This is a genomic window from Vibrio salinus, from assembly GCF_021272385.1.
Lineage (GTDB): Bacteria > Pseudomonadota > Gammaproteobacteria > Enterobacterales > Vibrionaceae > Vibrio > Vibrio salinus.
The window spans coordinates 256,747-279,595 of the sequence record NZ_JAJSDZ010000007.1 but is presented as its reverse complement, the minus strand read 5'-3'; the positions used below and the strand labels follow the sequence as shown (position 1 = coordinate 279,595).

21 protein-coding genes, 4 tRNA genes and 3 rRNA genes are annotated in these 22,849 nt (G+C 45.6%); 12 read left to right on the top strand and 16 right to left on the bottom strand.

All coding sequences use genetic code 11. The features are described 5' to 3' along the window. Positions 1–2 precede the first annotated feature (2 nt). From cofH to ubiK, 7 genes are all read left to right on the top strand, one after another. A complete protein-coding gene (gene cofH, locus LRQ06_RS07145; protein WP_232765709.1) occupies positions 3–1,226 on the top strand; it encodes a 5-amino-6-(D-ribitylamino)uracil--L-tyrosine 4-hydroxyphenyl transferase CofH in 1,224 nt (407 codons plus the stop codon). After that, positions 1,223–2,188: a 2-phospho-L-lactate transferase gene (gene cofD / locus LRQ06_RS07140; protein ID WP_232765708.1), complete on the top strand. Its 966-nt coding sequence runs from the start codon at positions 1,223–1,225 to the stop codon at positions 2,186–2,188. The genes cofH and cofD overlap by 4 nt, the downstream gene beginning before the upstream one ends. Further along, complete coding sequence (gene cofC, locus LRQ06_RS07135) at positions 2,185–2,805, top strand: 2-phospho-L-lactate guanylyltransferase (protein ID WP_232765707.1); 621 nt, start codon at positions 2,185–2,187, stop codon at positions 2,803–2,805. The genes cofD and cofC overlap by 4 nt, the downstream gene beginning before the upstream one ends. Further along, positions 2,798–3,604 carry a coenzyme F420-0:L-glutamate ligase gene (gene cofE / locus LRQ06_RS07130; RefSeq protein WP_232765706.1) on the top strand — a complete coding sequence of 269 codons (807 nt, stop codon included), beginning with the start codon at positions 2,798–2,800 and terminating at the stop codon, positions 3,602–3,604. The genes cofC and cofE overlap by 8 nt, the downstream gene beginning before the upstream one ends. Then, positions 3,601–4,275, top strand: coding sequence for an NADPH-dependent F420 reductase (gene npdG / locus LRQ06_RS07125; RefSeq protein ID WP_232765705.1), 675 nt, complete (start codon positions 3,601–3,603; stop codon positions 4,273–4,275). The genes cofE and npdG overlap by 4 nt, the downstream gene beginning before the upstream one ends. A gap of 25 nt (positions 4,276–4,300) precedes the next feature. Beyond that, positions 4,301–5,302, top strand: a complete 1,002-nt coding sequence (locus tag LRQ06_RS07120) for a TIGR03842 family LLM class F420-dependent oxidoreductase (RefSeq protein WP_232765704.1) — start codon at positions 4,301–4,303, stop codon at positions 5,300–5,302. A gap of 140 nt (positions 5,303–5,442) precedes the next feature. Beyond that, positions 5,443–5,703: a ubiquinone biosynthesis accessory factor UbiK gene (gene ubiK, locus LRQ06_RS07115; protein ID WP_232765703.1), complete on the top strand. Its 261-nt coding sequence runs from the start codon at positions 5,443–5,445 to the stop codon at positions 5,701–5,703. 57 nt (positions 5,704–5,760) lie between these two features. On the opposite strand, the gene ilvC is transcribed toward ubiK, so the two are convergent. Next, complete coding sequence (gene ilvC / locus LRQ06_RS07110) at positions 5,761–7,245, bottom strand: ketol-acid reductoisomerase (RefSeq protein WP_232765702.1); 1,485 nt, start codon at positions 7,243–7,245, stop codon at positions 5,761–5,763. 144 nt (positions 7,246–7,389) lie between these two features. On the opposite strand from ilvC, the gene ilvY reads away from it, so the two are divergent. After that, a complete protein-coding gene (ilvY, locus tag LRQ06_RS07105) occupies positions 7,390–8,286 on the top strand; it encodes an HTH-type transcriptional activator IlvY (protein WP_232765701.1) in 897 nt (298 codons plus the stop codon). Positions 8,287–8,353: 67 nt separating this feature from the next. On the opposite strand, the gene LRQ06_RS07100 is transcribed toward ilvY, so the two are convergent. The 4 genes from LRQ06_RS07100 to LRQ06_RS07085 form a co-directional block, all read right to left on the bottom strand. After that, positions 8,354–9,190: a MurR/RpiR family transcriptional regulator gene (locus LRQ06_RS07100; protein ID WP_232765700.1), complete on the bottom strand. Its 837-nt coding sequence runs from the start codon at positions 9,188–9,190 to the stop codon at positions 8,354–8,356. 173 nt (positions 9,191–9,363) lie between these two features. Beyond that, positions 9,364–9,454: transfer RNA gene (locus LRQ06_RS07095), tRNA-Ser, on the bottom strand. A 102-nt stretch (positions 9,455–9,556) separates the two neighbouring features. Beyond that, positions 9,557–9,672 (bottom strand): 5S ribosomal RNA (rrf, locus tag LRQ06_RS07090). An 86-nt stretch (positions 9,673–9,758) separates the two neighbouring features. Beyond that, positions 9,759–12,648 (bottom strand): 23S ribosomal RNA (locus LRQ06_RS07085). A gap of 23 nt (positions 12,649–12,671) precedes the next feature. On the opposite strand from LRQ06_RS07085, the gene LRQ06_RS07080 reads away from it, so the two are divergent. Further along, a complete protein-coding gene (locus LRQ06_RS07080) occupies positions 12,672–12,896 on the top strand; it encodes a hypothetical protein (RefSeq protein ID WP_232765440.1) in 225 nt (74 codons plus the stop codon). Between the two features lie 92 nt (positions 12,897–12,988). On the opposite strand, the gene LRQ06_RS07075 is transcribed toward LRQ06_RS07080, so the two are convergent. The 4 genes from LRQ06_RS07075 to LRQ06_RS07060 form a co-directional block, all read right to left on the bottom strand. Then, a tRNA-Val gene (locus LRQ06_RS07075) sits at positions 12,989–13,064 on the bottom strand. Between the two features lie 28 nt (positions 13,065–13,092). Continuing rightward, positions 13,093–13,168 (bottom strand) — tRNA-Lys (locus LRQ06_RS07070). A gap of 2 nt (positions 13,169–13,170) precedes the next feature. Continuing rightward, positions 13,171–13,246 (bottom strand) — tRNA-Glu (locus LRQ06_RS07065). A gap of 67 nt (positions 13,247–13,313) precedes the next feature. Next, positions 13,314–14,855, bottom strand: a 16S ribosomal RNA gene (locus LRQ06_RS07060). Together the 16S, 23S and 5S rRNA genes with 4 tRNA genes alongside form the textbook arrangement of a ribosomal RNA operon. A gap of 511 nt (positions 14,856–15,366) precedes the next feature. On the opposite strand from LRQ06_RS07060, the gene LRQ06_RS07055 reads away from it, so the two are divergent. Continuing rightward, positions 15,367–15,921, top strand: coding sequence for a gamma carbonic anhydrase family protein (locus LRQ06_RS07055; protein ID WP_232765699.1), 555 nt, complete (start codon positions 15,367–15,369; stop codon positions 15,919–15,921). Here the strand turns inward: LRQ06_RS07055 and LRQ06_RS07050 are convergent. The 4 genes from LRQ06_RS07050 to tsaC form a co-directional block, all read right to left on the bottom strand. After that, positions 15,913–16,179, bottom strand: coding sequence for a DUF1488 family protein (locus tag LRQ06_RS07050; RefSeq protein WP_232765698.1), 267 nt, complete (start codon positions 16,177–16,179; stop codon positions 15,913–15,915). The genes LRQ06_RS07055 and LRQ06_RS07050 overlap by 9 nt on opposite strands. A gap of 1 nt (position 16,180) precedes the next feature. Beyond that, complete coding sequence (gene aroE / locus LRQ06_RS07045) at positions 16,181–17,011, bottom strand: shikimate dehydrogenase (RefSeq protein WP_232765697.1); 831 nt, start codon at positions 17,009–17,011, stop codon at positions 16,181–16,183. A gap of 75 nt (positions 17,012–17,086) precedes the next feature. Further along, complete coding sequence (gene hemF / locus LRQ06_RS07040; RefSeq protein ID WP_232765696.1) at positions 17,087–18,004, bottom strand: oxygen-dependent coproporphyrinogen oxidase; 918 nt, start codon at positions 18,002–18,004, stop codon at positions 17,087–17,089. Between the two features lies 1 nt (position 18,005). Continuing rightward, complete coding sequence (gene tsaC, locus LRQ06_RS07035; RefSeq protein WP_232765695.1) at positions 18,006–18,563, bottom strand: L-threonylcarbamoyladenylate synthase type 1 TsaC; 558 nt, start codon at positions 18,561–18,563, stop codon at positions 18,006–18,008. Between the two features lie 195 nt (positions 18,564–18,758). Here tsaC and purE point away from each other — a divergent pair, with 195 nt between their 5' ends. Both purE and LRQ06_RS07025 read left to right on the top strand, forming a co-directional pair. Next, on the top strand, positions 18,759–19,244 hold the full coding sequence (gene purE, locus LRQ06_RS07030) for a 5-(carboxyamino)imidazole ribonucleotide mutase (RefSeq protein WP_232765694.1): 486 nt from the start codon (positions 18,759–18,761) through the stop codon (positions 19,242–19,244). Between the two features lie 3 nt (positions 19,245–19,247). Beyond that, on the top strand, positions 19,248–20,378 hold the full coding sequence (locus LRQ06_RS07025; RefSeq protein ID WP_232765693.1) for a 5-(carboxyamino)imidazole ribonucleotide synthase: 1,131 nt from the start codon (positions 19,248–19,250) through the stop codon (positions 20,376–20,378). A 57-nt stretch (positions 20,379–20,435) separates the two neighbouring features. Here the strand turns inward: LRQ06_RS07025 and LRQ06_RS07020 are convergent, their stop codons facing one another. From LRQ06_RS07020 to dprA, 3 genes are read right to left on the bottom strand one after another with little or no spacing between them, the layout of a single operon-like run. Next, complete coding sequence (locus LRQ06_RS07020; RefSeq protein ID WP_232765692.1) at positions 20,436–21,020, bottom strand: DNA topoisomerase family protein; 585 nt, start codon at positions 21,018–21,020, stop codon at positions 20,436–20,438. 18 nt (positions 21,021–21,038) lie between these two features. After that, the gene (locus LRQ06_RS07015) at positions 21,039–21,515 is read right to left on the bottom strand and encodes a DUF494 family protein (protein ID WP_308218820.1); all 477 of its coding nucleotides are present in this window, start codon (positions 21,513–21,515) and stop codon (positions 21,039–21,041) included. A gap of 2 nt (positions 21,516–21,517) precedes the next feature. Continuing rightward, positions 21,518–22,636, bottom strand: coding sequence for a DNA-processing protein DprA (gene dprA / locus LRQ06_RS07010; RefSeq protein WP_232765855.1), 1,119 nt, complete (start codon positions 22,634–22,636; stop codon positions 21,518–21,520). Positions 22,637–22,849: the final 213 nt, after the last annotated feature.

Genomic DNA, 22,849 nt, shown 5'->3' with positions numbered 1-22,849 from the left:
TTATGCATTCATATTCAAGGAACGAAGCTATTGAATCAATAAACTGGCATCATCTATCACAAGATATCGCCAATATTTTACGCCGCTCTCTTGACGGAAAATCCATTTCTGAACACGAAGCCGAGACGCTGTTTTACACTCAGGGAGCCGACTATCAGGCATTGCTGAATGTGGCCGATCAAGTGCGACAAAATCACTGTGGCGATACGGGAAGCTTTATCATTACCCGGAATATAAATTTTACGAATGTGTGTTACATGGGATGTAAGTTCTGTAATTTTTCCAAACCAATAAAAGATCCAGAAGCTGAATTTTTATCCATTGAAGAGGTTGTCATCCGGGCTCGTGAAGCATCGGAACGGGGAGCAACTGAAGTCTGTATTCAGGGAGGACTGCATCCACAAATCACAGCGGACTATTACCGAAACTTACTTTTGGCCATTAAAGCCGAACTGCCGGAAATGCACATTCATGCTTTTTCACCTTTTGAGATATGGTATGGCGCTAAAAAAGCCAACGTTTCCTATCGGGAATTTCTTACGGAGCTAAAGGCCTGTGGACTGGATACCATGCCAGGAACAGCGGCCGAAATACTGGATATTGAAGTCAGAAAAGAGCTGACTCATAACAAGCTGAGCACCGAAGCCTGGGTAGATATTATCAGGACTGCTCATGACCTGGACATAAACACCACGTCGACCATTATGTATGGTCATATCGATACTCCGAAACAATGGGCAGAACATCTCGCTCTTCTGCGTAATATCCAGCGGGAAACCGGTGGTTTCACTGAATTCGTTCCGCTTGGCTTTGTTCATTACAAAACGAAACTTTATAACGAGAATCCGACCCAGGTCCGGCCAGGTCCTTCCCGTCAGGAACATTTTAAAATGCATGCGGTTGCCCGCCTTATGTTTCAGGGGGAAATCAATAACATTCAGGCTTCATGGGTAAAAATGGGACATGACGTCGCGACTCAAATGCTGAGAAGCGGAGCCAACGATTTGGGTGGAACGCTGATGAACGAAAGCATATCAAGATCTGCCGGAGGTGAGCATGGACAGGAAGTTTTCCCGGAAGATATGATTAACATGATTCACGAAGCCAGATTAAATGCAATTCAGCGTAATACCCGCTATGAAGCTATACGAGATTATCCCAGTCAGGGATCATCGTCCTTAATCCTGCCCTCTCAGGAAATTCTTCGTGTAGGAGCCGTAGCATGAAAGCACCCAAAATAACCTTACTCGCCGGTGGTGTCGGTGGAGCTAAAGCAGCTGAAGGTCTGGCAAAAAGCCGCTACGCGGACACACTCTCGATTATCGGTAACATTGGTGATGATCAACCTTTTTACGGGCTCTGGGTCTCACCCGATATCGATACATTAACTTATACCCTTGCCGATGAGATTCACCGAGAACAGGGATGGGGAATCAAAGATGAAAGTCACCGGATACAAAACCGCCTGAAACAGTTTGGTCTGGATACCTGGATGCAACTGGGTGATATCGATTTTGCCACACATCTTTTCAGAACCGAGCAAAGATCACAGGGAATCCGTCCCCAAAAAATCGCTGAAAACATTGCCCGCTCACTAAATGTAACAATTCCCATTTATCTGCCAACTGATGACATTGTTCCTACCAGACTGAAAACAGCCGTCGGTGAGCTGGATTTTCAGGACTATTTCGTCGCCAAACGTTGTCAACCTAAAGTCAGTGAGGTCATTTACACCAAAGCTCATGAGGCCAAACCAACACCTGAAGCCATATCGGCAATTCAAGATGCTGACATCATCATTATCGCACCAAGTAACCCGCTGTTAAGTATTGGTGCTATTCTGGCAATACCAGGAATTAAAAAAGCAATACAGGAAAGCAATGCAACTGTCATCGCGATCTCACCTCTGATAGGCGACAAAGCCATAAAAGGCCCGGCAGCCAAATTACTCAAAGAACTTGGTATGCCAGCCAACGCAATTGGTATCGCCCATTTTTATCAGGATTTAATTGATGTATTACTCATTGATTCTTCCGATGCGCATATGGAAAAAGACATTCGCGCTCTCGGCATTGGTGTTTCCTGTCAGCCCATCTTAATGAAAAATGAAAAGGAAAAGACTGAGGTCATGGAGCAAACCGTCGACATTGCCCGCTCGCTCCTCCAATTCAACCGGAGGTGTGCATGACCACAGAACGACTGAATATTGTCATTCCTATGAAAGGCCTCAATCGTTCAAAGCAACGGCTGCGCTCAGTACTGACTAACGATCAGAGAGAAACTCTGGCGCTCTCTTTATTCCGGGAAACCCTCCGTTTTTTTGTTCATCACTACCCCATGCATCATGTATTGGTTGTGACAGAATGTTCGGCAATTGCGCTCCAGGCCAAAAGTTTTAACGTATCGGTGTTATATGAACCCACAAACAGAAGTCTGAATGGTGCCCTGAATCTGGCAACGATCTGGAGCAAAGAAAACCACTATTCACATCAGCTGATCATTCCTGCCGATATCGGCCACCTTGATAAACAGGAACTGGATATGGTTCTGGCCAAACGGCAGCAACACGATGTTGTTATCGTTACTGCCAAAGACATGGGAACCAATGCTCTGTTGTGTTCACCTCCGGATGCCATCGAGTTCTGCTTTGGCCACCAATCTTCCACCAAACATGCGCAGCAAGCTCATCGGGCCGGACTAATCCCGGAGATTTTGACGCTGCCGGATCTGAGTCTGGACATCGATAACGGACAAGACTTACAACGCTGGTCTTTCCCTGTTTACGGAGATTATACCTATGAATGAAGCACTTAACTTCGCATTACCCAAGCGAAACAGAACAATGGAAATGATCTCTCTTGAAGGATTACCTGACATTGTGGAAGGAATGGATTTAGCCGGAGAAATATACCAGGTACTTTCAGAACAAAATAACCGGCTTCAGCAAGGCGACATACTGGTAATCGCCCATAAAGTGGTCTCTAAGTCCGAAGGAAATGTTTTCTGTATTGATGATATCACGCCTGGTAAGCGGGCTCTGGAACTGGCGAAGGAAAGCGGAAAAGATGCCAGAAAAATCGAAGTTATTCTCGGACAGTCAAAGCGGATTTTACGTTGTCATAAAAGACCCGGTCAAACGGAAGGCATCATCATCGCAGAACATAAACTTGGGTTTATCTGTGCAAATTCGGCTGTCGATGAATCGAATGCAGACAGTCCCGGACAGTTGATCACTCTGCCCGAAAACCCTGACCACAGCGCTCAGCATATTTGCCATGCACTGGAGCACAAATTTCAGTGTCAGCTTGGCGTCGTTATCAGTGACACATTTGGCCGACCATGGAGAATGGGGCAAACCAATGTGGCCATCGGGGTAGCAAATGTCCCAGCAATCAAAACAATGGAAGGGAAACCGGATGCATGGGGGCGGACACTGAAAGTAACGGCGCCGGCATTTGCAGATGAATTAGCCGCAGCTTCCGGCTTGTTAATGGATAAAGAAGGCAAGTGCCCTGTCATGATCTTCCGGGGACTGGACTGGACACCTCAGGCAAGCAATACCCAACAACTAATCAGACCTAAGCAAGAGGATTTATTTAGATGAAACAAACCATTACGATTATTGGTGGAACCGGCCCTCAGGGAAAAGGCTTAGCGTTACGGCTTGCCAAAGCCGGTATTCCCGTCACTATCGGTTCAAGAGACGAAGAAAAAGCACTTCAATGTGCCGATGAACTGAATAACAAACTGAAGGATAACCGCAATCTTATTATTGGAACGGAAAACAACAAAGCGGTAAAGGATTCTGGCGAACTGATTATCCTTGCCGTTCCTTACTCCGGACATCATGCAACTCTGAAAGAGCTGAAACCGTTTCTGACCGGAAAAATAATCGTCGATATCGTGGTCCCTCTGGCTCAGGGGAATCCGAAAGCGGTCGACATGCCACCGGAAGGCTCAGCCACGGAAGCAGCACAAGCCCTTCTGGGAGATGACATTCCGGTGGTCGGCGCTTTACACAATGTATCAGCCTCTACGTTAAACGATCTCAGCCGCCCGATTAATTGTGACATTCTGGTTTGTGGAAACCAACTGGATGCAAAGAAAACCGTCATGAATGTCATAAAAACACTGGGAGTGAATGTCTACAACGCCGGGCTGGCAGAAAGCGCCCGCTGCATTGAAGCCATCACACCGATCCTGATACGTCTTAATATTTCAAAAGAGGTACCGTTCAGTCATGCCGGTATTTCGATTATGCCTCCCATCCACTAACACTACTTAACAGAAGGAATTCAAAATGGAATTTGGTATTACCTTTAAAGGATTCGTCAGCCCTAACCGTGCCCGAAATCTGGTTCGTCAGGCTGAAGAAGCCGGATTTGATTATTGCTGGTTCTACGATTCTCATATCCTATGGCGGGAATCATTTGTTGCCATGGCAATGTGCATGGAACACACAACTAAAATGCGCTTTGGTCCCTGTGTCACCAACCCGAATATTCGTGACTGGTCTTTGGCTGCCAGTTTATATGCCAGCCTCGCTCTGCAAAGTGAAGGACGCTTTGATATTGGACTGGGTCGCGGCGACTCATCCATGAGAGTCATGGGCAAAAAACCCGCGCCACTGGCCAGGGTTGCTGAGTTTACACAGAAAGTGAAAGCCATGGTGGCCGGTGAAGAAGTGACTTATGGCGAATGCGAACAACCCGTGAAATTCCCATGGGCGGTCGGCTATGACTTACCCGTATGGATAGGAGCCTACGGACCAAAAGCTCTTGCAACTGCCGGAGAAGTTGGGGATGGACTGATATTACAAATTGCAGAACCCCAGTTGGTAAAATGGTTTGCCGATCAAGCCTTATCCGCAGGGAAAGCAGCCGGAAGAGATATGTCTGATTTTAAAATTCAGGCTGCCGCTCCCGCTTATTTTGGTGATAGAGAACTTTGTCTGGAAAAAACCCGCTGGTTCCCGGCGATGGTTGGTAACCATGTCGCCGATATCGTTGAAAAATACGGCACTGATTCCGGCTTAGTTCCTAAGAGTCTGACAGATTATATTGAAAAACGTAAAGGGTACGATTACTCCAAACATGGGCAAAGTGATAACCCTTACCTTGATTTCATTTCTGATGACATCATTGAGAGCTTCTCTATTTTAGGCAACACGGACAACCATATTACGAAAATTAAACAACTGAAAGAATCAGGGGTCACTCAGTACAATATCTACTTAGATAACGGAGATGAAGAAAATATTATTGCTCAATATGGCAATCACATCATACCGGAGTTTAAGTAATCCCTCCGGCAACTACGGCTATGTTAGTCGTAGTTGCTTTTCTGAGTGAGAGAAAATCCGGCGTTTATCCACTTCAAACTCGCCCCTGAGCCCAATTTCAGTATAAAATGAATAACAACGATATGGGGAGTATGGTACGTATGTTTGATCCAAAGAAAATAGAGCAAATTGCAAAGCAAATCCATGAGTCGATGCCACAATCAGTCAAAGACTTAGGTAACGATGTGGAACAAAAAATTCGTCAGGTTATTCAGGGACAACTAAACAAACTTGACGTCGTAAGCCGTGAAGAATTTGATGTTCAAACTCAGGTGTTACTCAGAACACGGGAAAAACTGACACAAATGGAGCAAAAACTGGCTGAAATTGAGGACAAACTGGAAAAAAAATCAGACGAATAACAAAAAAGGCTTGGAAATTCCAAGCCTTTTTATTACTGAAAGTAAGGACAATATTAATTAGTCGCCAACAGCAATTTGTTTCATGTTTTTCATATAACCGCGAAGCGTTTCTCCGATCAACTCAACAGGGTGAGTGCGCAAAATATGGTTAATTTCAATCAGACGGGCATTATCGACCTGATTTGACTCATTCGCTAAACCTTTACCGATAACATCAGTACTCACTTTATCCATGAATTTTTCACGAAGCAGTGGCACTGCAACATTAGCAAACAGATAGTTACCATACTCAGCCGTATCTGAAATAACAATGTTCATTTCATACAAACGCTTACGAGCAATCGTATTCGCAATCAGTGGTAATTCATGCAAAGATTCGTAATAAGCTGATTCATCGATAATGCCTGATTCCGTCATAGCTTCGAATGCCAGTTCAATTCCTGCACGAACCATTGCAATCATGAGAATGCCATTGTCAAAATATTCCTGCTCAGAAATTTTCACATCAGCTTCCGGATAGTTTTCAAATTCAGATTCACCGGTTTCCTTACGCCATTTCAACAAATTAACATCATCATTTGCCCAGTCAGCCATCATGGTGCTTGAAAACTCACCAGAAATGATGTCATCCATGTGTTTATAGTAAAGCGGTGCCATCAGTTCTTTCAGTTCTTCTGACAGTTCAAATGCTTTAATTTTTGCAGGGTTAGATAAACGATCCATCATGTGAGTAATACCACCGAATTTCAGCGCTTCAGTGATAGTTTCCCAACCGTACTGAATCAGCTTACCGGCATAACCGGCATCAACACCTTCAGCAATCATTTTTTCATAACAAACAATCGAACCCGCCTGCAACATACCACACAGAATTGTCTGTTCACCCATCAAATCGGATTTAACTTCCGCGACAAATGATGACTGAAGACATCCGGCTCTGTGACCACCCGTTGCAGCCGCCCATGCTTTGGCTATTTCAAGACCATCACCGTTTGGATCATTATCAGGATGAACCGCGACAAGAGTCGGAACACCAAATCCACGCTTATATTCTTCACGAACTTCGGTTCCCGGACATTTCGGTGCAACCATAACAACAGTAATGTCTTTACGGATTTGCATACCAACTTCCACGATATTAAAACCGTGAGAATAGCCCAGAGATGCACCTTTTTTCATCAAAGGCATAACAGTTTCAACAACATTTGAATGCTGTTTATCAGGAGTCAGGTTAACTACCAGGTCAGCCTGAGGAATGAGTTCTTCATAGCTACCTACAACAAAACCATTATCTTTTGCATTCTTGAATGATTTACGTTGCTCATCAATCGCAGACTGACGTAAAGCATAAGAGACATCCAGACCTGAATCACGCATATTCAGACCCTGATTCAAACCTTGTGCTCCACAACCAACAATTACAATTTTTTTGCCTTTCAGATAGTCAGCTTCATTTGCAAATTCTGAAGGGTCCATAAAGCGGCACTGGCGCAACTGACCAATTTGTTGGCGCAGGTTTAGCGTATTGAAGTAATTACCCATGAGGAGATGCTCCTTTAAATTATTTATCCGTCATGTCGATGCAGTTCACATCGGATTGACTCATACTAAACCAGACATTTCATTGCGGAAAGTGATATATTTACAACTAAGTATTGCGTTTTTCGCAACATAAAAGGGTCATCGATGAATATCAAAACACTTCAGTTATTTATGCATCTGAGTGATAGCAGAAATTTTAGTAAAACAGCTTCGGCGATGCATATGAGCCCTTCAGCACTAAGCCGTCAAATTCAAAAATTAGAAGAAGAAGTTGATCAGCAACTGTTTGTCCGGGATAACCGCCGGGTTGAATTAACCCCTGCCGGAACAAAATTACTTCCTGTCGCAATGAAAATCATCAGTGAATGGGATCATTACCTTTCTGCTCTACAGGATGAAAGCAGCACGCTAAAAGGAGAAATAAGGCTGTTTTGTTCTGTTACAGCAAGCTATAGCCATTTGCCAGAATTACTATCCACATTTCGCGCTCACTATCCATTTATCGAATTCAAATTATTAACAGGCGATCCGGCACAGGCGATCAATAAAGTGCTAAACAATGAGGCCGATATAGCAATTTCTGCATTACCGGAATCCTTGCCATCACGGATAATCTTCCAGACCATCAGTGAACTTCCCATGTCGGTCATAGGGCCGGTAGGCATATCCAGTTTCAGTGAGGAACTAAAAAAAGAAACGCCGGATTGGGCTCACATACCATTTATTGTCCCGGAATCAGGAACGGCCAGAGAAAGGGCCAATGCGTGGTTTAAGAAAATGGCATTCAAGCCTAATATTTATGCTCAAATTTCCGGACACGAGGCCATCGTTAGCATGGTCGCATTAGGGTACGGTATTGGGGTCGCGCCAGATGTGGTTATCAATAACAGTCCGGTTCGCGAGAAAATTCAAAGACTTCCGGAGAGTGAACTAATGAAGCCATTCAAACTCGGAATTTGCTGCAAGCGCTCGCAACTTGAAAGTCCAATAGTGAAAGCGCTCTGGAAGGTCATTACTGCACAAAAGAGTATTGTTCGGTAACAGCAATAGACAGAACTACAATAGGCAGGCAAAGGACATCACCATCCTCAGCCTTCACTGACAAGACTTACTTCTTTGCATCGTTAACCTGAAAAGCCAACGAAACAGCCAGTGTCTGGGCCAAACACATAGAAGCAGCCTGAGAACGAAAGCCGTCCACTTCGGCTTCCTTAACATAAAAGCAAATATCACTCATTGAGGCTAGCGGGCTAATCTGGCTGTCTGTGATGATCAATTGCTTTGCACCAACCTTTGAAGCCGCTTCCGTGGCAATTACCGCTTCTTTTGCATATGGTGTAAAGCTGACCGCAATCAGCACATCTTCCGATTCAATCATATTAACCTGTTCTCTGAACATTCCTCCTAAACCATCAACAAGAAAAACACGATTATTCAGATGTCGTAAAGCATACGCCAAATACGACGCAACACTAAATGAACGACCCAAACCAATGACATGCACAGACTTGGCTTTCACTAATAAATCAACTGCCTTAGACAGATCTTCACCAGCAATCTGTAGTGCCAGATTATGCATAGCCTGAGAATTAGCCCGCGAGAATTCATGAAGAATAGTACTGGGCTGATCTGCTGGCTCAATATCTTCATCAAGCTCTTTAAGCAGCCTGACTCTGTCGGTATAACTGGTCGTTTCTTCAAGTAAGTTTTTTCGAAACAGTTGCTTCATTTCGTTAAAGCCACTGTAACCAAAGGCATTGGCAAAACGAATTAACGTTGATGGGGGCACACCAGCATTATCAGCAATAACTGCAACGGTATCAAAAGCTGTGCTCTGAGCATTATCAAGAACATATTCAGCTACTTGTTTTAACCTTTTGCTAAGTTGGCTATAACGCTCTCGAATTTGATCCTGTAATTCAGTTAAGTTTGTTGCCGTCTGCATGGAATGTCCCTTGATAAAAATGTTACTGTTATTTTAATAAATTATAAATCACGGTTAATTATTCCCCGATTATTATGTTAATACAATAATCCCGTGTTATTTCTTCAATATAGGTATGGTTTTCCACCATATACAAAAAAGCCGCTGACTAAGTCAGCGGCTTTTCTTTAAAGTGGCGGAGAGATAGGGATTTGAACCCTAGATACGCTACAAACGTATGCCGGTTTTCAAGACCGGTGCTTTCAACCACTCAGCCATCTCTCCACAAATTGTGACCAATACAGATACATACTGTAGATATGCTCAGATTGGGTTTTCTAATTTTTTTGTTTCTAAATGTTTCTACCATCTAAAAACAGAAATAAAGCCTGGCGATGTCCTACTCTCACATGGGGAAACCCCACACTACCATCGGCGCTAATTCGTTTCACTTCTGAGTTCGGCATGGAGTCAGGTGGGTCCAAATCGCTATGGCCGCCAGGCAAATTCGTTAATTCAGAAAGCTGTCTTATTCTCAATCCACAACCAAGATTCTCTCTTGAGTCCGCCAAAACCTTTTCGGTGTTGTATGGTTAAGCCTCACGGGCAATTAGTACAGGTTAGCTCAACGCCTCACAACGCTTACACACCCTGCCTATCAACGTTCTGGTCTCGAACAACCCTTCAGGACACTTAAAGCGCCAGGGAAGACTCATCTCAGGGCTCGCTTCCCGCTTAGATGCTTTCAGCGGTTATCGATTCCGAACTTAGCTACCGGGCAATGCGATTGGCATCACAACCCGAACACCAGAGGTTCGTCCACTCCGGTCCTCTCGTACTAGGAGCAGCCCCCTTCAATCTTCCAACGCCCACGGCAGATAGGGACCGAACTGTCTCACGACGTTCTAAACCCAGCTCGCGTACCACTTTAAATGGCGAACAGCCATACCCTTGGGACCGACTTCAGCCCCAGGATGTGATGAGCCGACATCGAGGTGCCAAACACCGCCGTCGATATGAACTCTTGGGCGGTATCAGCCTGTTATCCCCGGAGTACCTTTTATCCGTTGAGCGATGGCCCTTCCATTCAGAGCCACCGGATCACTATGACCTGCTTTCGCACCTGCTCGAGCCGTCACTCTCGCAGTCAAGCGGGCTTATGCCATTACACTAACCTCACGATGTCCAACCGTGATTAGCCCACCTTCGTGCTCCTCCGTTACTCTTTGGGAGGAGACCGCCCCAGTCAAACTACCCACCAGGCACTGTCCTCATCCCCGATTAGGGGACCAAGTTAGAACATCAAACATACAAGGGTGGTATTTCAAGGATGGCTCCACACAATCTGGCGACTGTGTTTCATAGCCTCCCACCTATCCTACACATGTAGGCTCAATGTTCAGTGCCAAGCTGTAGTAAAGGTTCACGGGGTCTTTCCGTCTAGCCGCGGGTACACTGCATCTTCACAGCGATTTCAATTTCACTGAGTCTCGGGTGGAGACAGCGTGGCCATCATTACGCCATTCGTGCAGGTCGGAACTTACCCGACAAGGAATTTCGCTACCTTAGGACCGTTATAGTTACGGCCGCCGTTTACCGGGGCTTCGATCAACCGCTTCGACCAAAGTCTAACAGCATCAATTAACCTTCCGGCACCGGGCAGGCGTCACACCGTATACGTCATCTTACGATTTTGCACAGTGCTGTGTTTTTAATAAACAGTTGCAGCCACCTGGTATCTGCGACTCCCGTCAGCTCCATCCGCAAGGGACTTCACCATCAGGAGCGTACCTTCTCCCGAAGTTACGGTACCATTTTGCCTAGTTCCTTCACCCGAGTTCTCTCAAGCGCCTTGGTATTCTCTACCCGACCACCTGTGTCGGTTTGGGGTACGATTCCTTACTGTCTGAAGCTTAGAGGCTTTTCCTGGAAGCATGGCATCAATGACTTCACCACCTTAGTGGCTCGACGTCGTGTCTCAGCCTTAAAAAGAGCCGGATTTACCTGACTCTTAAGCCTACGCACTTGAACCTGGACAACCATCGCCAGGCTCATCTAGCCTTCTCCGTCCCCCCATCGCAACAGTAAGAAGTACGGGAATATTAACCCGTTTCCCATCGACTACGCTTTTCAGCCTCGCCTTAGGGGTCGACTTACCCTGCCCCGATTAACGTTGGACAGGAACCCTTGGTCTTCCGGCGTGGAGGTTTTTCACCCCCATTATCGTTACTCATGTCAGCATTCGCACTTCTGATACCTCCAGCGTGCGTTACCACACACCTTCAGCGGCTTACAGAACGCTCCCCTACCCAATACGATAAATCGCATTGCCGCAGCTTCGGTTTACAACTTAGCCCCGTTACATCTTCCGCGCAGGCCGACTCGACTAGTGAGCTATTACGCTTTCTTTAAATGATGGCTGCTTCTAAGCCAACATCCTAGCTGTCTGAGCCTTCCCACATCGTTTCCCACTTAGCTGTAATTTGGGACCTTAGCTGGCGGTCTGGGTTGTTTCCCTCTCCACGACGGACGTTAGCACCCGCCGTGTGTCTCCCGGATAGTACTTACTGGTATTCGGAGTTTGCAAAGGGTTGGTAAGTCGGGATGACCCCCTAGCCTTAACAGTGCTCTACCCCCAGTAGTATTCGTCCGAGGCGCTACCTAAATAGCTTTCGGGGAGAACCAGCTATCTCCGAGTTTGATTGGCCTTTCACCCCTAGCCACAGGTCATCCGCTAATTTTTCAACATTAGTCGGTTCGGTCCTCCAGTTGATGTTACTCAACCTTCAACCTGCCCATGGCTAGATCACTCGGTTTCGGGTCTATATCCAGAGACTAAACGCGCAGTTAACACTCGCTTTCGCTACGGCTCCCCTAATCGGTTAACCTTGCCACTGAATATAAGTCGCTGACCCATTATACAAAAGGTACGCAGTCACCTAACTAGTAGGCTCCTACTGCTTGTACGTACACGGTTTCAGGTTCTGTTTCACTCCCCTCACAGGGGTTCTTTTCGCCTTTCCCTCACGGTACTGGTTCACTATCGGTCAGTCAGGAGTATTTAGCCTTGGAGGATGGTCCCCCCATTTTCAAACAGGATATCACGTGTCCCGCCTTACTCGATTTCACTCATACAATGCCGTCAGTTACGGGGCTGTCACCCTGTATCGCGTGCCTTTCCAGACACTTCACCTGACACTGTATCAGCTTAAGGGCTACTCCGATTTCGCTCGCCGCTACTTTCGGAATCTCGGTTGATTTCTTTTCCTCGGGGTACTTAGATGTTTCAGTTCTCCCGGTTCGCCTCATTAAGCTATGTATTCACTTAATGATACTTACTGCTGTAAGTGGGTTTCCCCATTCGGAAATCTCAGATTCAGGTGGCTCTTACTGCCTCATCTGAGCTTATCGCAAGTTAGTACGTCCTTCATCGCCTCTGACTGCCAAGGCATCCACCATGTACGCTTAGTCACTTAACCATACAACCCGAAAAAGTTTCGGAATGTGGTCTTGTCACCAAGATTTGTCTGCCATTTTTATACATGCGGCAGACTATGATATTGCCGGACTCAATTTCCAAGAACACTTGATTGTGTTGGTCTTTCTTATACAAGAAAGTATTGAGAACTTTTACAAACAGTTTTGTTTAAAAACAAAACTGCTTTGTCAGCTTTCCAAATTGTTAAAGAGCAATGCTACTTTCTACCAAAAGAAAGGCACTTTCTAACGACTCTCGGATGGCTATTCAGCCGTCAAAAATTCCAACCACGTACATGCAATGAAGTGGTTTGGAATCCATGTCCAAAAATAGTTAGAGAGTGGTGGGCGATACCGGGTTCGAACCAGTGACCCCCTGCTTGTAAGGCAGGTGCTCTCCCAACTGAGCTAATCGCCCACAATATTTGTTTTCCTGTGGCAGGAAATGGTGGGTCGTACAGGATTCGAACCTGTGACCAATTGATTAAAAGTCAACTGCTCTACCAACTGAGCTAACGACCCAATGGTATCCCGTAGGGGAGTCGAACCCCTGTTACCGCCGTGAAAGGGCGGTGTCCTAGGCCTCTAGACGAACGGGACACTAAGATACTCTTAAACGACATAAACCTTCAATCTGTGTGAACACTCGACAATAACCATCATCGTGTAAGGAGGTGATCCAGCGCCAGGTTCCCCTAGCGCTACCTTGTTACGACTTCACCCCAGTCATGAACCACAAAGTGGCAAGCGTCCTCCCGAAGGTTAAACTACCTGCTTCTTTTGCAGCCCACTCCCATGGTGTGACGGGCGGTGTGTACAAGGCCCGGGAACGTATTCACCGTGGCATTCTGATCCACGATTACTAGCGATTCCGACTTCATGGAGTCGAGTTGCAGACTCCAATCCGGACTACGACGTACTTTTTGGGATTCGCTCACTCTCGCAAGTTGGCCGCCCTCTGTATACGCCATTGTAGCACGTGTGTAGCCCTACTCGTAAGGGCCATGATGACTTGACGTCGTCCCCACCTTCCTCCGGTTTATCACCGGCAGTCTCCCTGGAGTTCCCACCCGAAGTGCTGGCAAACAAGGATAAGGGTTGCGCTCGTTGCGGGACTTAACCCAACATTTCACAACACGAGCTGACGACAGCCATGCAGCACCTGTCTCAGAATTCCCGAAGGCACTCCTCTATCTCTAAAGGATTTTCTGGATGTCAAGAGTAGGTAAGGTTCTTCGCGTTGCATCGAATTAAACCACATGCTCCACCGCTTGTGCGGGCCCCCGTCAATTCATTTGAGTTTTAATCTTGCGACCGTACTCCCCAGGCGGTCTACTTAACGCGTTAGCTCCGAAAGCCACAGCTCAAGGCCGCAACCTCCAAGTAGACATCGTTTACGGCGTGGACTACCAGGGTATCTAATCCTGTTTGCTCCCCACGCTTTCGCATCTCAGTGTCAGTATCTGTCCAGGGGGCCGCCTTCGCCACCGGTATTCCTTCAGATCTCTACGCATTTCACCGCTACACCTGAAATTCTACCCCCCTCTACAGTACTCTAGCCAACCAGTTTCAAATGCGATTCCGAGGTTAAGCCCCGGGCTTTCACATCTGACTTAATCAACCACCTACATGCGCTTTACGCCCAGTAATTCCGATTAACGCTCGCACCCTCCGTATTACCGCGGCTGCTGGCACGGAGTTAGCCGGTGCTTCTTCTGCAGCTAACGTCAAAATAACAGAGTATTAATCTGTTACCCTTCCTCACTGCTGAAAGTACTTTACAACCCGAAGGCCTTCTTCATACACGCGGCATGGCTGCATCAGGGTTTCCCCCATTGTGCAATATTCCCCACTGCTGCCTCCCGTAGGAGTCTGGACCGTGTCTCAGTTCCAGTGTGGCTGATCATCCTCTCAGACCAGCTAGAGATCGTCGCCTTGGTGAGCTCTTACCTCACCAACCAGCTAATCTCACTTAGGCGTATCCGGTAGCGCAAGGTCCGAAGAGCCCCCGCTTTGACCCATAGGTATTATGCGGTATTAGCCATCGTTTCCAATGGTTATCCCCCTCTACCGGGCAACTTCCTAAGCATTACTCACCCGTCCGCCGCTCGTCAGCAAGAAAGCAAGCTTTCTCCTGTTACCGCCCGACTTGCATGTGTTAGGCCTGCCGCCAGCGTTCAATCTGAGCCATGATCAAACTCTTCAATTAAAGTTTTTTGATGCCTTAGCATCGGCTCAATGAATACTGATAACATGCACTACTTTATTAAAAGTAATGTCATGTTGAATTGACTGTGCCAAACATTCATTCTAAAAAGAAATCCTGTTCGTTTTGGTCACTCGTATCATTGATAAAATCTTTTGGATGTTTATCCGACGAGTGCCCACACAGATTGATAGGTTTATATTGTTAAAGAGCGTTCTCTTCATAATTACTTACTGAAGAGGCGGTCATTCTAGCGAGATAATCTTAAGTGTCAAACACTTTTTTATTATTTCGTCTTACCGTCAGACCTTGCTGTCACTAGCTTTCCGTTCTTTTTGAACCGTTGCCGTGTCAGTGAGGCGGCATTATAGAGATCGAGCTCACATTGGCAAGCCCTTTTTCTATTTTTTTTCTATTTTTTTCATTGTTTGAATATTTTATAAACAGGTTTTCCATTTTTCCAATCGCTGAGGTTTAATATGTGATGAAATAACAATAAGGAAAACGAAAAACCATGCATTCCATTCGAAGCTATAAAGGCATCTACCCGTCATTGGGAGAAAATGTATATATTGATCCGACGTCAGTCCTGATTGGTGACATCCATATTGGTAATGAATCCAGTATATGGCCACTGGTCGCAGCCCGGGGAGATGTGAATTATATAAAGATTGGTTCAGAAACGAATATACAGGATGGTAGCGTATTACATGTCGGCCATAAAAATGCCGAAAACCATAAGGGACATCCACTTATTATTGGTAATCTGGTTACCGTCGGACATAAAGTCATGCTGCATGGTTGTACAATAGAGGACCGGGTATTAGTTGGAATGGGATCCATCATTCTTGATGGTGCCTGTATAAAAAGTGAAGTTATCGTTGGTGCTGGTAGCTTAGTACCGCCAAACAAAGTATTAGAAAGTGGCTTTCTGTATCTGGGCTCACCCGCCAAAAAAGCCCGGGCTCTGACAGAAGAAGAACGCGCTTTTCTAACAAAATCGGCCAAAAATTACATAAACACGAAAAATGACTACCTATCTGAAACCTTGGATAGCGATTCAGCCTGAGAGCTCAATTTTACCCGATGCACTGAATTCTTCCTCTTCAATCAGTGCTTGAGCTTCTTCCTCAATATCAAACCGAAATTTAGAGAAAGCCGATAATACTGACGATTCATCGGCTAATACCTTTCCGGAGATCCTTTCCAGATACAGTCTGTCTACCATACAATCAATCAAAGCTCCCTGACACTGAGCAGGAAAGATCACAACCTGAGCCTGATCATCCCAACATTGTACATCTGGAAATAATATTGACTGGTTCATGTTAACCCTGCAGATTCCGTCTTAGCTCTCTGAGCACCTGTTTGGTTCCGGGTCGGTAGCCCCGCCATAATAAATAGCTTTCCGCCGCCTGCCCAACCAGCATACCCAGGCCATCATAGGCATTAGCACAGCCATTTTCCACAGCCCAGTGATTAAAAACCGTCAGACCTTTTCCATACATCATGTCATAGGAAACACTTCTCTCAGTAAAGATTGCGGTTGAAATATCCGGTAACTCGCCATTAAGACTTGCCGAAGTGGAGTTGATAATGACATCGTATCCGGAACAAATTTCGTCCAAAGGAACAGCATCAACTTCACCGAAGTCATCAAATAATGACGCAACCTGTTCCGCTTTAGAAAATGTCCGGTTAGTTATCGTAATACTCTGAGGCTTCTGATCCAAAAGAGGTTTAATTACCCCTCTGGCAGCACCACCAGCCCCAATAATCAGAACTTTTGCATCCAACAAAGGAACCTGATGCAACAATAAATCCTGCACCAGTCCTTCGCCGTCAGTGTTATCACCGAGGATACCGCCATCATCCAGTTTTTTTAACGTATTCACTGCTCCCGCCAATCTGGCTCTTTCCGTCAGAAGGTTAGCGAACTGATAGGCCTCTTCTTTAAAAGGAACAGTGACATTACACCCTCTTCCTCCTGTCGAGAAAAAATGGTCCATGGTTTCTTTGAACTTACCGATAGGGGCAAGTTCAGCGGTATATTCCATATGTTGACTGGTTTGCCGGGCAAACAACGTATGAATATAAGGAGATTTACTGTGACTGATTGGATTACCAAATACTGCGTATCGATCTAATAATTCGGACATGTCCTTGCCTTAACAACAACTATTTCAAACTTTCGTCTATTCCTTTTCCGACCCTACCACCAGAATTTCCTGCTGTCACCATTCTCTCGGAACTAAATAATCCTGCAATTGCGATTCCGGGCTACCATCTTCAGGCTGATACTGGTACTCCCACCTAACTCTTGGAGGCATGGACATCAAAATGGATTCTGTACGCCCGCCACTTTGCAGACCGAATAATGTTCCACGATCATACACCAGATTAAATTCCACATAACGACCCCGGCGATATAGCTGAAATTCCCTCTCCCGAGAACCGAAAGGAATGGCTTTCCTTTTTTCAACAATCGGAACGTAAGCCTGAATAAAACAATTACCAACTGCCTGAAGATAATTGAAACTTTTTTCAAATCCCCACTGATTTAAATCATCAAAAAATAACCCGCCAACGCCTCTGGTTTCATCTCTGTGAGGTAAATAAAAATACTTATCACACCAGTTCTTGTGCTCCTGATAAACATGCTGACCAAACGGTAGACAACATTTTTTTGCCTGCTCGTGCCAGAATCGGCAATCTTCATCAAAAGGATAAAACGGCGTTAAGTCCAGCCCACCGCCGAACCACCAGATAGGTTTTTCTCCTTCTTTTTCTGCAATAAAAAACCGGACATTGGCATGAGAAGTCGGAACATAAGGATTTTTCGGATGAATGACCAGTGAAACCCCCATAGCCTCAAACGATCGACCTGCCAGTTCCGGACGATGGGCAGTCGCAGAAGCCGGCATGGATTGTCCTTTTACATGAGAAAAATTCACCCCTCCCTGTTCAAAAACAAGTCCATCTTTTAATACTCTTGAACACCCACCACCGCTGAGGCCAGAATCTGGTTCTCTCTGCCAGGAATCCTTAATAAACGCCTTACTGCCGCCATCTACAGTTTCTAAAGCCAGGCAAATTCGGTCCTGTAAACCGAGTAAAAAAGCCTTTATTGCCTCTTTATCTATTAATTCCATTTCAGCCTTTCCTCAATACCGCTAATGTCCGGGCATCCCGGATTTCACTTGGTTTATTCCGCCCTCCGGTTTCACCTCTGAGAATAACAGCCAGCTTCCCACCAAGTTGCTGCTGAACCTCTTCTGTCGTCAAACAGGAAGGTTGCCCGGACAAATTTGCGCTGGTCGACGTGATTGGTTTACCAAAAGCACAACAAAGCCGCCGGACAAGAAGATGATCAGTAACCCGGACAGCAATCGTATCAAATTTCCCGCTTAGCCAGGATGAAACCTGGCTGCTTGCAGGCATTATCCAGGTAACAGGACCCGGCCAGGATTCTTTAACCCTACAGATTTGTTCATCACTTAGTTGCTCTTCATCAATGTAGGGGAGTAACTGTTCATAACTGGCAGCAATGAGAATAAGCCCTTTTTCAACCGGCCTTTGTTTTATTTGTAACAACTTTTCTATGGCCATAACATCATCCGGATCGCACCCGACGCCAAAAACGCCTTCCGTCGGATACCCAATGACGTCTCCATTTTGGAGCGCCATTACGGCTTGATCAAAATTATTCACGACACTTCCTCAGGCTGAACTATTATCGGGAACATAGTGTACAAATTATCTGTCATGAAACCTAAATCTATTTATAACAAATGGCATCGATCAGAAATCAGAACCGACGCAAACGTTTTCCTTTGTGTTTTTTCCCCGTATAATGCGCCGGGAAAAGAACATGTTCGACCAAATACACAGTGAAGGAGTTTGGAGATGAAAGTCGGAATCATTATGGGTTCTAAATCAGATTGGCCTACGATGAAGCTTGCCGCAGATATGCTGGAACAATTTGGCGTTGAGTATGAAACAAAAGTTGTATCAGCCCACCGGACTCCACAGCTTCTTGCTGACTATGCTTCCAGTGCTAAAGATCGTGGAATCAGTGTCATCATCGCGGGTGCCGGTGGTGCTGCTCATCTGCCGGGAATGGCTGCCGCCTTTACCAGTATTCCGGTTCTTGGTGTCCCGGTTCAGTCCCGGGCCCTCAAAGGAATGGATTCTCTTCTATCCATTGTGCAAATGCCGAAAGGTATTGCGGTAGGAACGCTGGCCATCGGTGAAGCAGGCGCCGCTAATGCCGGGATTCTGGCCGCACAGATTATTGGGATTCACGATACGTCAGTAATGGAAAAAGTTGAAGCGTTTCGTCAGGAACAAACCGACACTGTTCTGGCCAACCCAAACCCGGCGGAGGAATAATTCATGAATGTATTGGTGTTGGGGGCAGGACAACTGGCAAGAATGATGTCCTTAGCCGGCGCTCCCCTTAACATAGAAACCAACGCGTTTGATGTGATATCCCAAAAGGTAGTACATCCGTTAACCCAATCTGTAGTAAATAATGACTTAGAAGACGCCATTTCACGGGCTGATGTCATTACTGCAGAATTTGAGCACATCCCTCACGACATTCTGACACTCTGTGAAAAAAGCGGAAAATTTCTCCCGAATACTGACGCAATCAAAGCAGGTGGCGATCGTCGTCTGGAAAAAACATTGCTGGATAGTGCCAATGTAAAGAATGCCAAACACTATGTCATTCATACCCGTCAGGACTTTGATGAAGCAATCCAATACGTCGGTCTGCCAATGGTGCTAAAAAGTGCATTGGGTGGCTATGATGGCAAAGGACAATGGCGTCTTAAATCCATGGATGATGTGGATGCCGTCTGGTGCGAAATGGACCAGTGCATTCAGGCATCATCCGGGCAGGCGATTGTTGCCGAAGAATTTGTCCCATTTGATCGTGAAGTCTCTCTGGTTGGAGCCAGAGGAAAGAACGGCGAAGTGGTGGTTTACCCGCTTGCTGAAAATATTCATGTGAATGGGGTATTGAGTCTGTCAACGGCCATTGAAGACAGAGCATTACAAGCGCAGGCCAAGGAAATGTTTACCGCAGTAGCCAATAGCCTGAACTACACCGGCGTACTGGCTCTGGAGTTTTTTGATGTTAAAGGAACACTGCTGGTTAACGAAATTGCACCGCGTGTTCATAACTCAGGACACTGGACTCAGCAAGGTGCAGAAACCTGCCAGTTCGAAAATCATCTACGTGCGGTATGTGGACTCCCACTCGGAAGTACGACACTAATCCGCCCAACCTGTATGATTAATATTCTTGGTGAAGACACGCTTCCGGACACCATTCTGTCAACGGAAGGTTGCCATGTTCACTGGTATGGAAAAACAAAACGCCCGGGAAGGAAAATGGGACATATCAATGTCTGTGCGAAAAGCACCTCCGAACTCCAGCACCTGATGTGCTCTCTGGCAGAAATTTTGGATAAAAATGCCTATCCGGCAATCCATGAATATGCCAATAAATGGCAATAATCTCTGAGTTATATCTCTATTAATCAAAAGAGATAGAGAAAAACACTATCTCTTTTCTTATTCGGAATCTTTCCCTTGCCCCTGAACATGACCGCACTTGCGATCAGCACAAACCAGCTTGTTTCCGGCCGAGTATTTTTTTTCAAACAATAGTGGATAGCCACACGCTTCACATTGGCCATCAACCGGAGGATGGTTCAGCGCAAATTTGCATTTTGGGTAATGATCACAAGCCCAAAACTGCTTACCAAACCGTGATTGCCTCTCAATCAAATGTCCTTTACGACACTCCGGACAGATAAGAGATTTAACGTTACTTTTGGTGTCATCATTACCGGTTGATTCAATATGGTGACAATTCGGATAGTCACTACACCCAATAAACATGCCATATTTACCCTGACGTAAAACAAGTTCCTGTCCACATTCCGGACAAGGAACCCCAAGACGTTTAACAATATGGCCATCATTTTGCTGTAATGACTGAAGATAATCACAAGAAGGATAATTCACACACCCTAAAAAGGCACCCCGCTTACCGTAGCGCATTTCCAGTTTGCCACCACATTTCGGGCAGGTAGACTCTGAACCCGGTGTACGCTCATGTATGGAGAATAACGTGTGATCTATCTTCTTACTCATCGAAGTTGTTAATCTGTATTAATGAAGAAGTCCCTGCTCTTTTGTGTACAACCATTCTTCCATGACGGTATACGCGCTTTCATTTCCAGGAACATTAAAGAGAACCATTAAGATAATCCATTTAAGGTCATCAAGTTCAAACTGATTGGTTTCCAACCCCATCACCCTATCGATGACCATTTCTCTTGTTTCCGGAGTCAGAACTTTTATTTGCTCAAGAAAAAGAAGAAATCCCCGACACTCCGTATCGATACGGGCACATTCATCAAATGTGTAAATTCTCATTGATGTGGTCGCGCTGGTCTCAAGAGCAGAGTGCACATCCGCTTTCTGCAGAGCAGCAAGCTCTTCCAGCCAATTCAGGGCTTTAAAGATATCTTTCTGATGGAAGCCGGCACGAAGTAATTCATCTTCCAATTCGTCTTGATCCACTTGTAACTCAGCATCGCTATGGATGTAAGTTTCGAACAGATACATGAGTATATCCATCATCATAGCTAGCCCCTCCCATTACGAATATATCCACCGGACACAGCAACCACTAAACCTTTCAACTCCAGTTCTAAAAGCTGAATAGTCACCTCATGAACTGGTATATGGGTCCGGCTGGCAATAATATCAACTGGCGTGGCCTCCTCTCCTACGTTAGCCAACAGTTGAGAAAATGGCAATTGCTCCTGAACATTTATTGAAGCAGAAGCTGCCGCTTCATTCGTTATTCTATCTGGATTATCACCACAAGTAACTAAGTGTTTTATTTCATCCAGTATTTGTTGTGTATTTTGAACCAGACAGGCACCGGCCCGGATAAGCTCATTACTGCCACGGGAATTTGCCATATGGATAGATCCGGGAATCACAAATACCTCCCGGTTTTGCTCAACGGCATACTTAGCCGTAATCAACGAACCGCTTTTTTCAGCCGCCTCAACGACTAATGTACCTAATGACAACCCACTGATAATACGGTTTCGTCTCGGAAAAAACTCAGCTCTGGGTTTGATATCAGGAAGAAATTCAGAAACTAATGCCCCCTGCTCCCGAACCCGCTGCGCCAGATTACGGTGGCTTTTAGGATACAAATGCTCAAAACCACACCCAAGGACCGCAATCGTCTCTCCCCCGGCTTTTAACGCCCCATCATGAGCATGACCATCAACCCCCAACGCCAGACCACTGGTAACCACAAATTGTTTCTCGGATAAATTTCTGGAAAAAGAAAAAGCATTCTGTTGACCAGAGTGGCTGGCATGACGGCTGCCAACAACCGCAATCTGCGGCTTGGCCAGAACAGACGTGTCTCCCTGAACGAACATTACCGGCGGAGGAGACGCTATTTCCTTTAACAAATAAGGGTAGTCATCATCAAGATACGTCACAATGGCATGATCAGACACTCTTTCTTGCCATTCCAGACAATATTCAACCTCTTTATGACTCGATGCCATAATAAATTTAGCCTGATGTGGCTGGAATTTATGGGCTAACCAATCATTAAACTGAAATGACTGCAGCTCTTCGACTGAATAATGATTCAGTAACTGACTAATTTTTTTGATGCCAACCCGGGGAGCCAGACATAAAGAAAGCCAGAAAGATAATGATTTCTTGTCCATTTTATCTTGTTCTCCGACCAATAATGTTTGAGATGACAATGACCTTCCGGGAACAATTCACCGAAAGATAAGAAAAAACAGAGACATTTGGATAAGTGGTGTGTCTTTTTATTGAGCGAACTAAGAATCAATATGATTTATCTGTGCGGAATGCTGTCATTTAGAGTCTAAAATGTCTAGAATTGATCCAATAACTTTGTTTTATTTCGACAT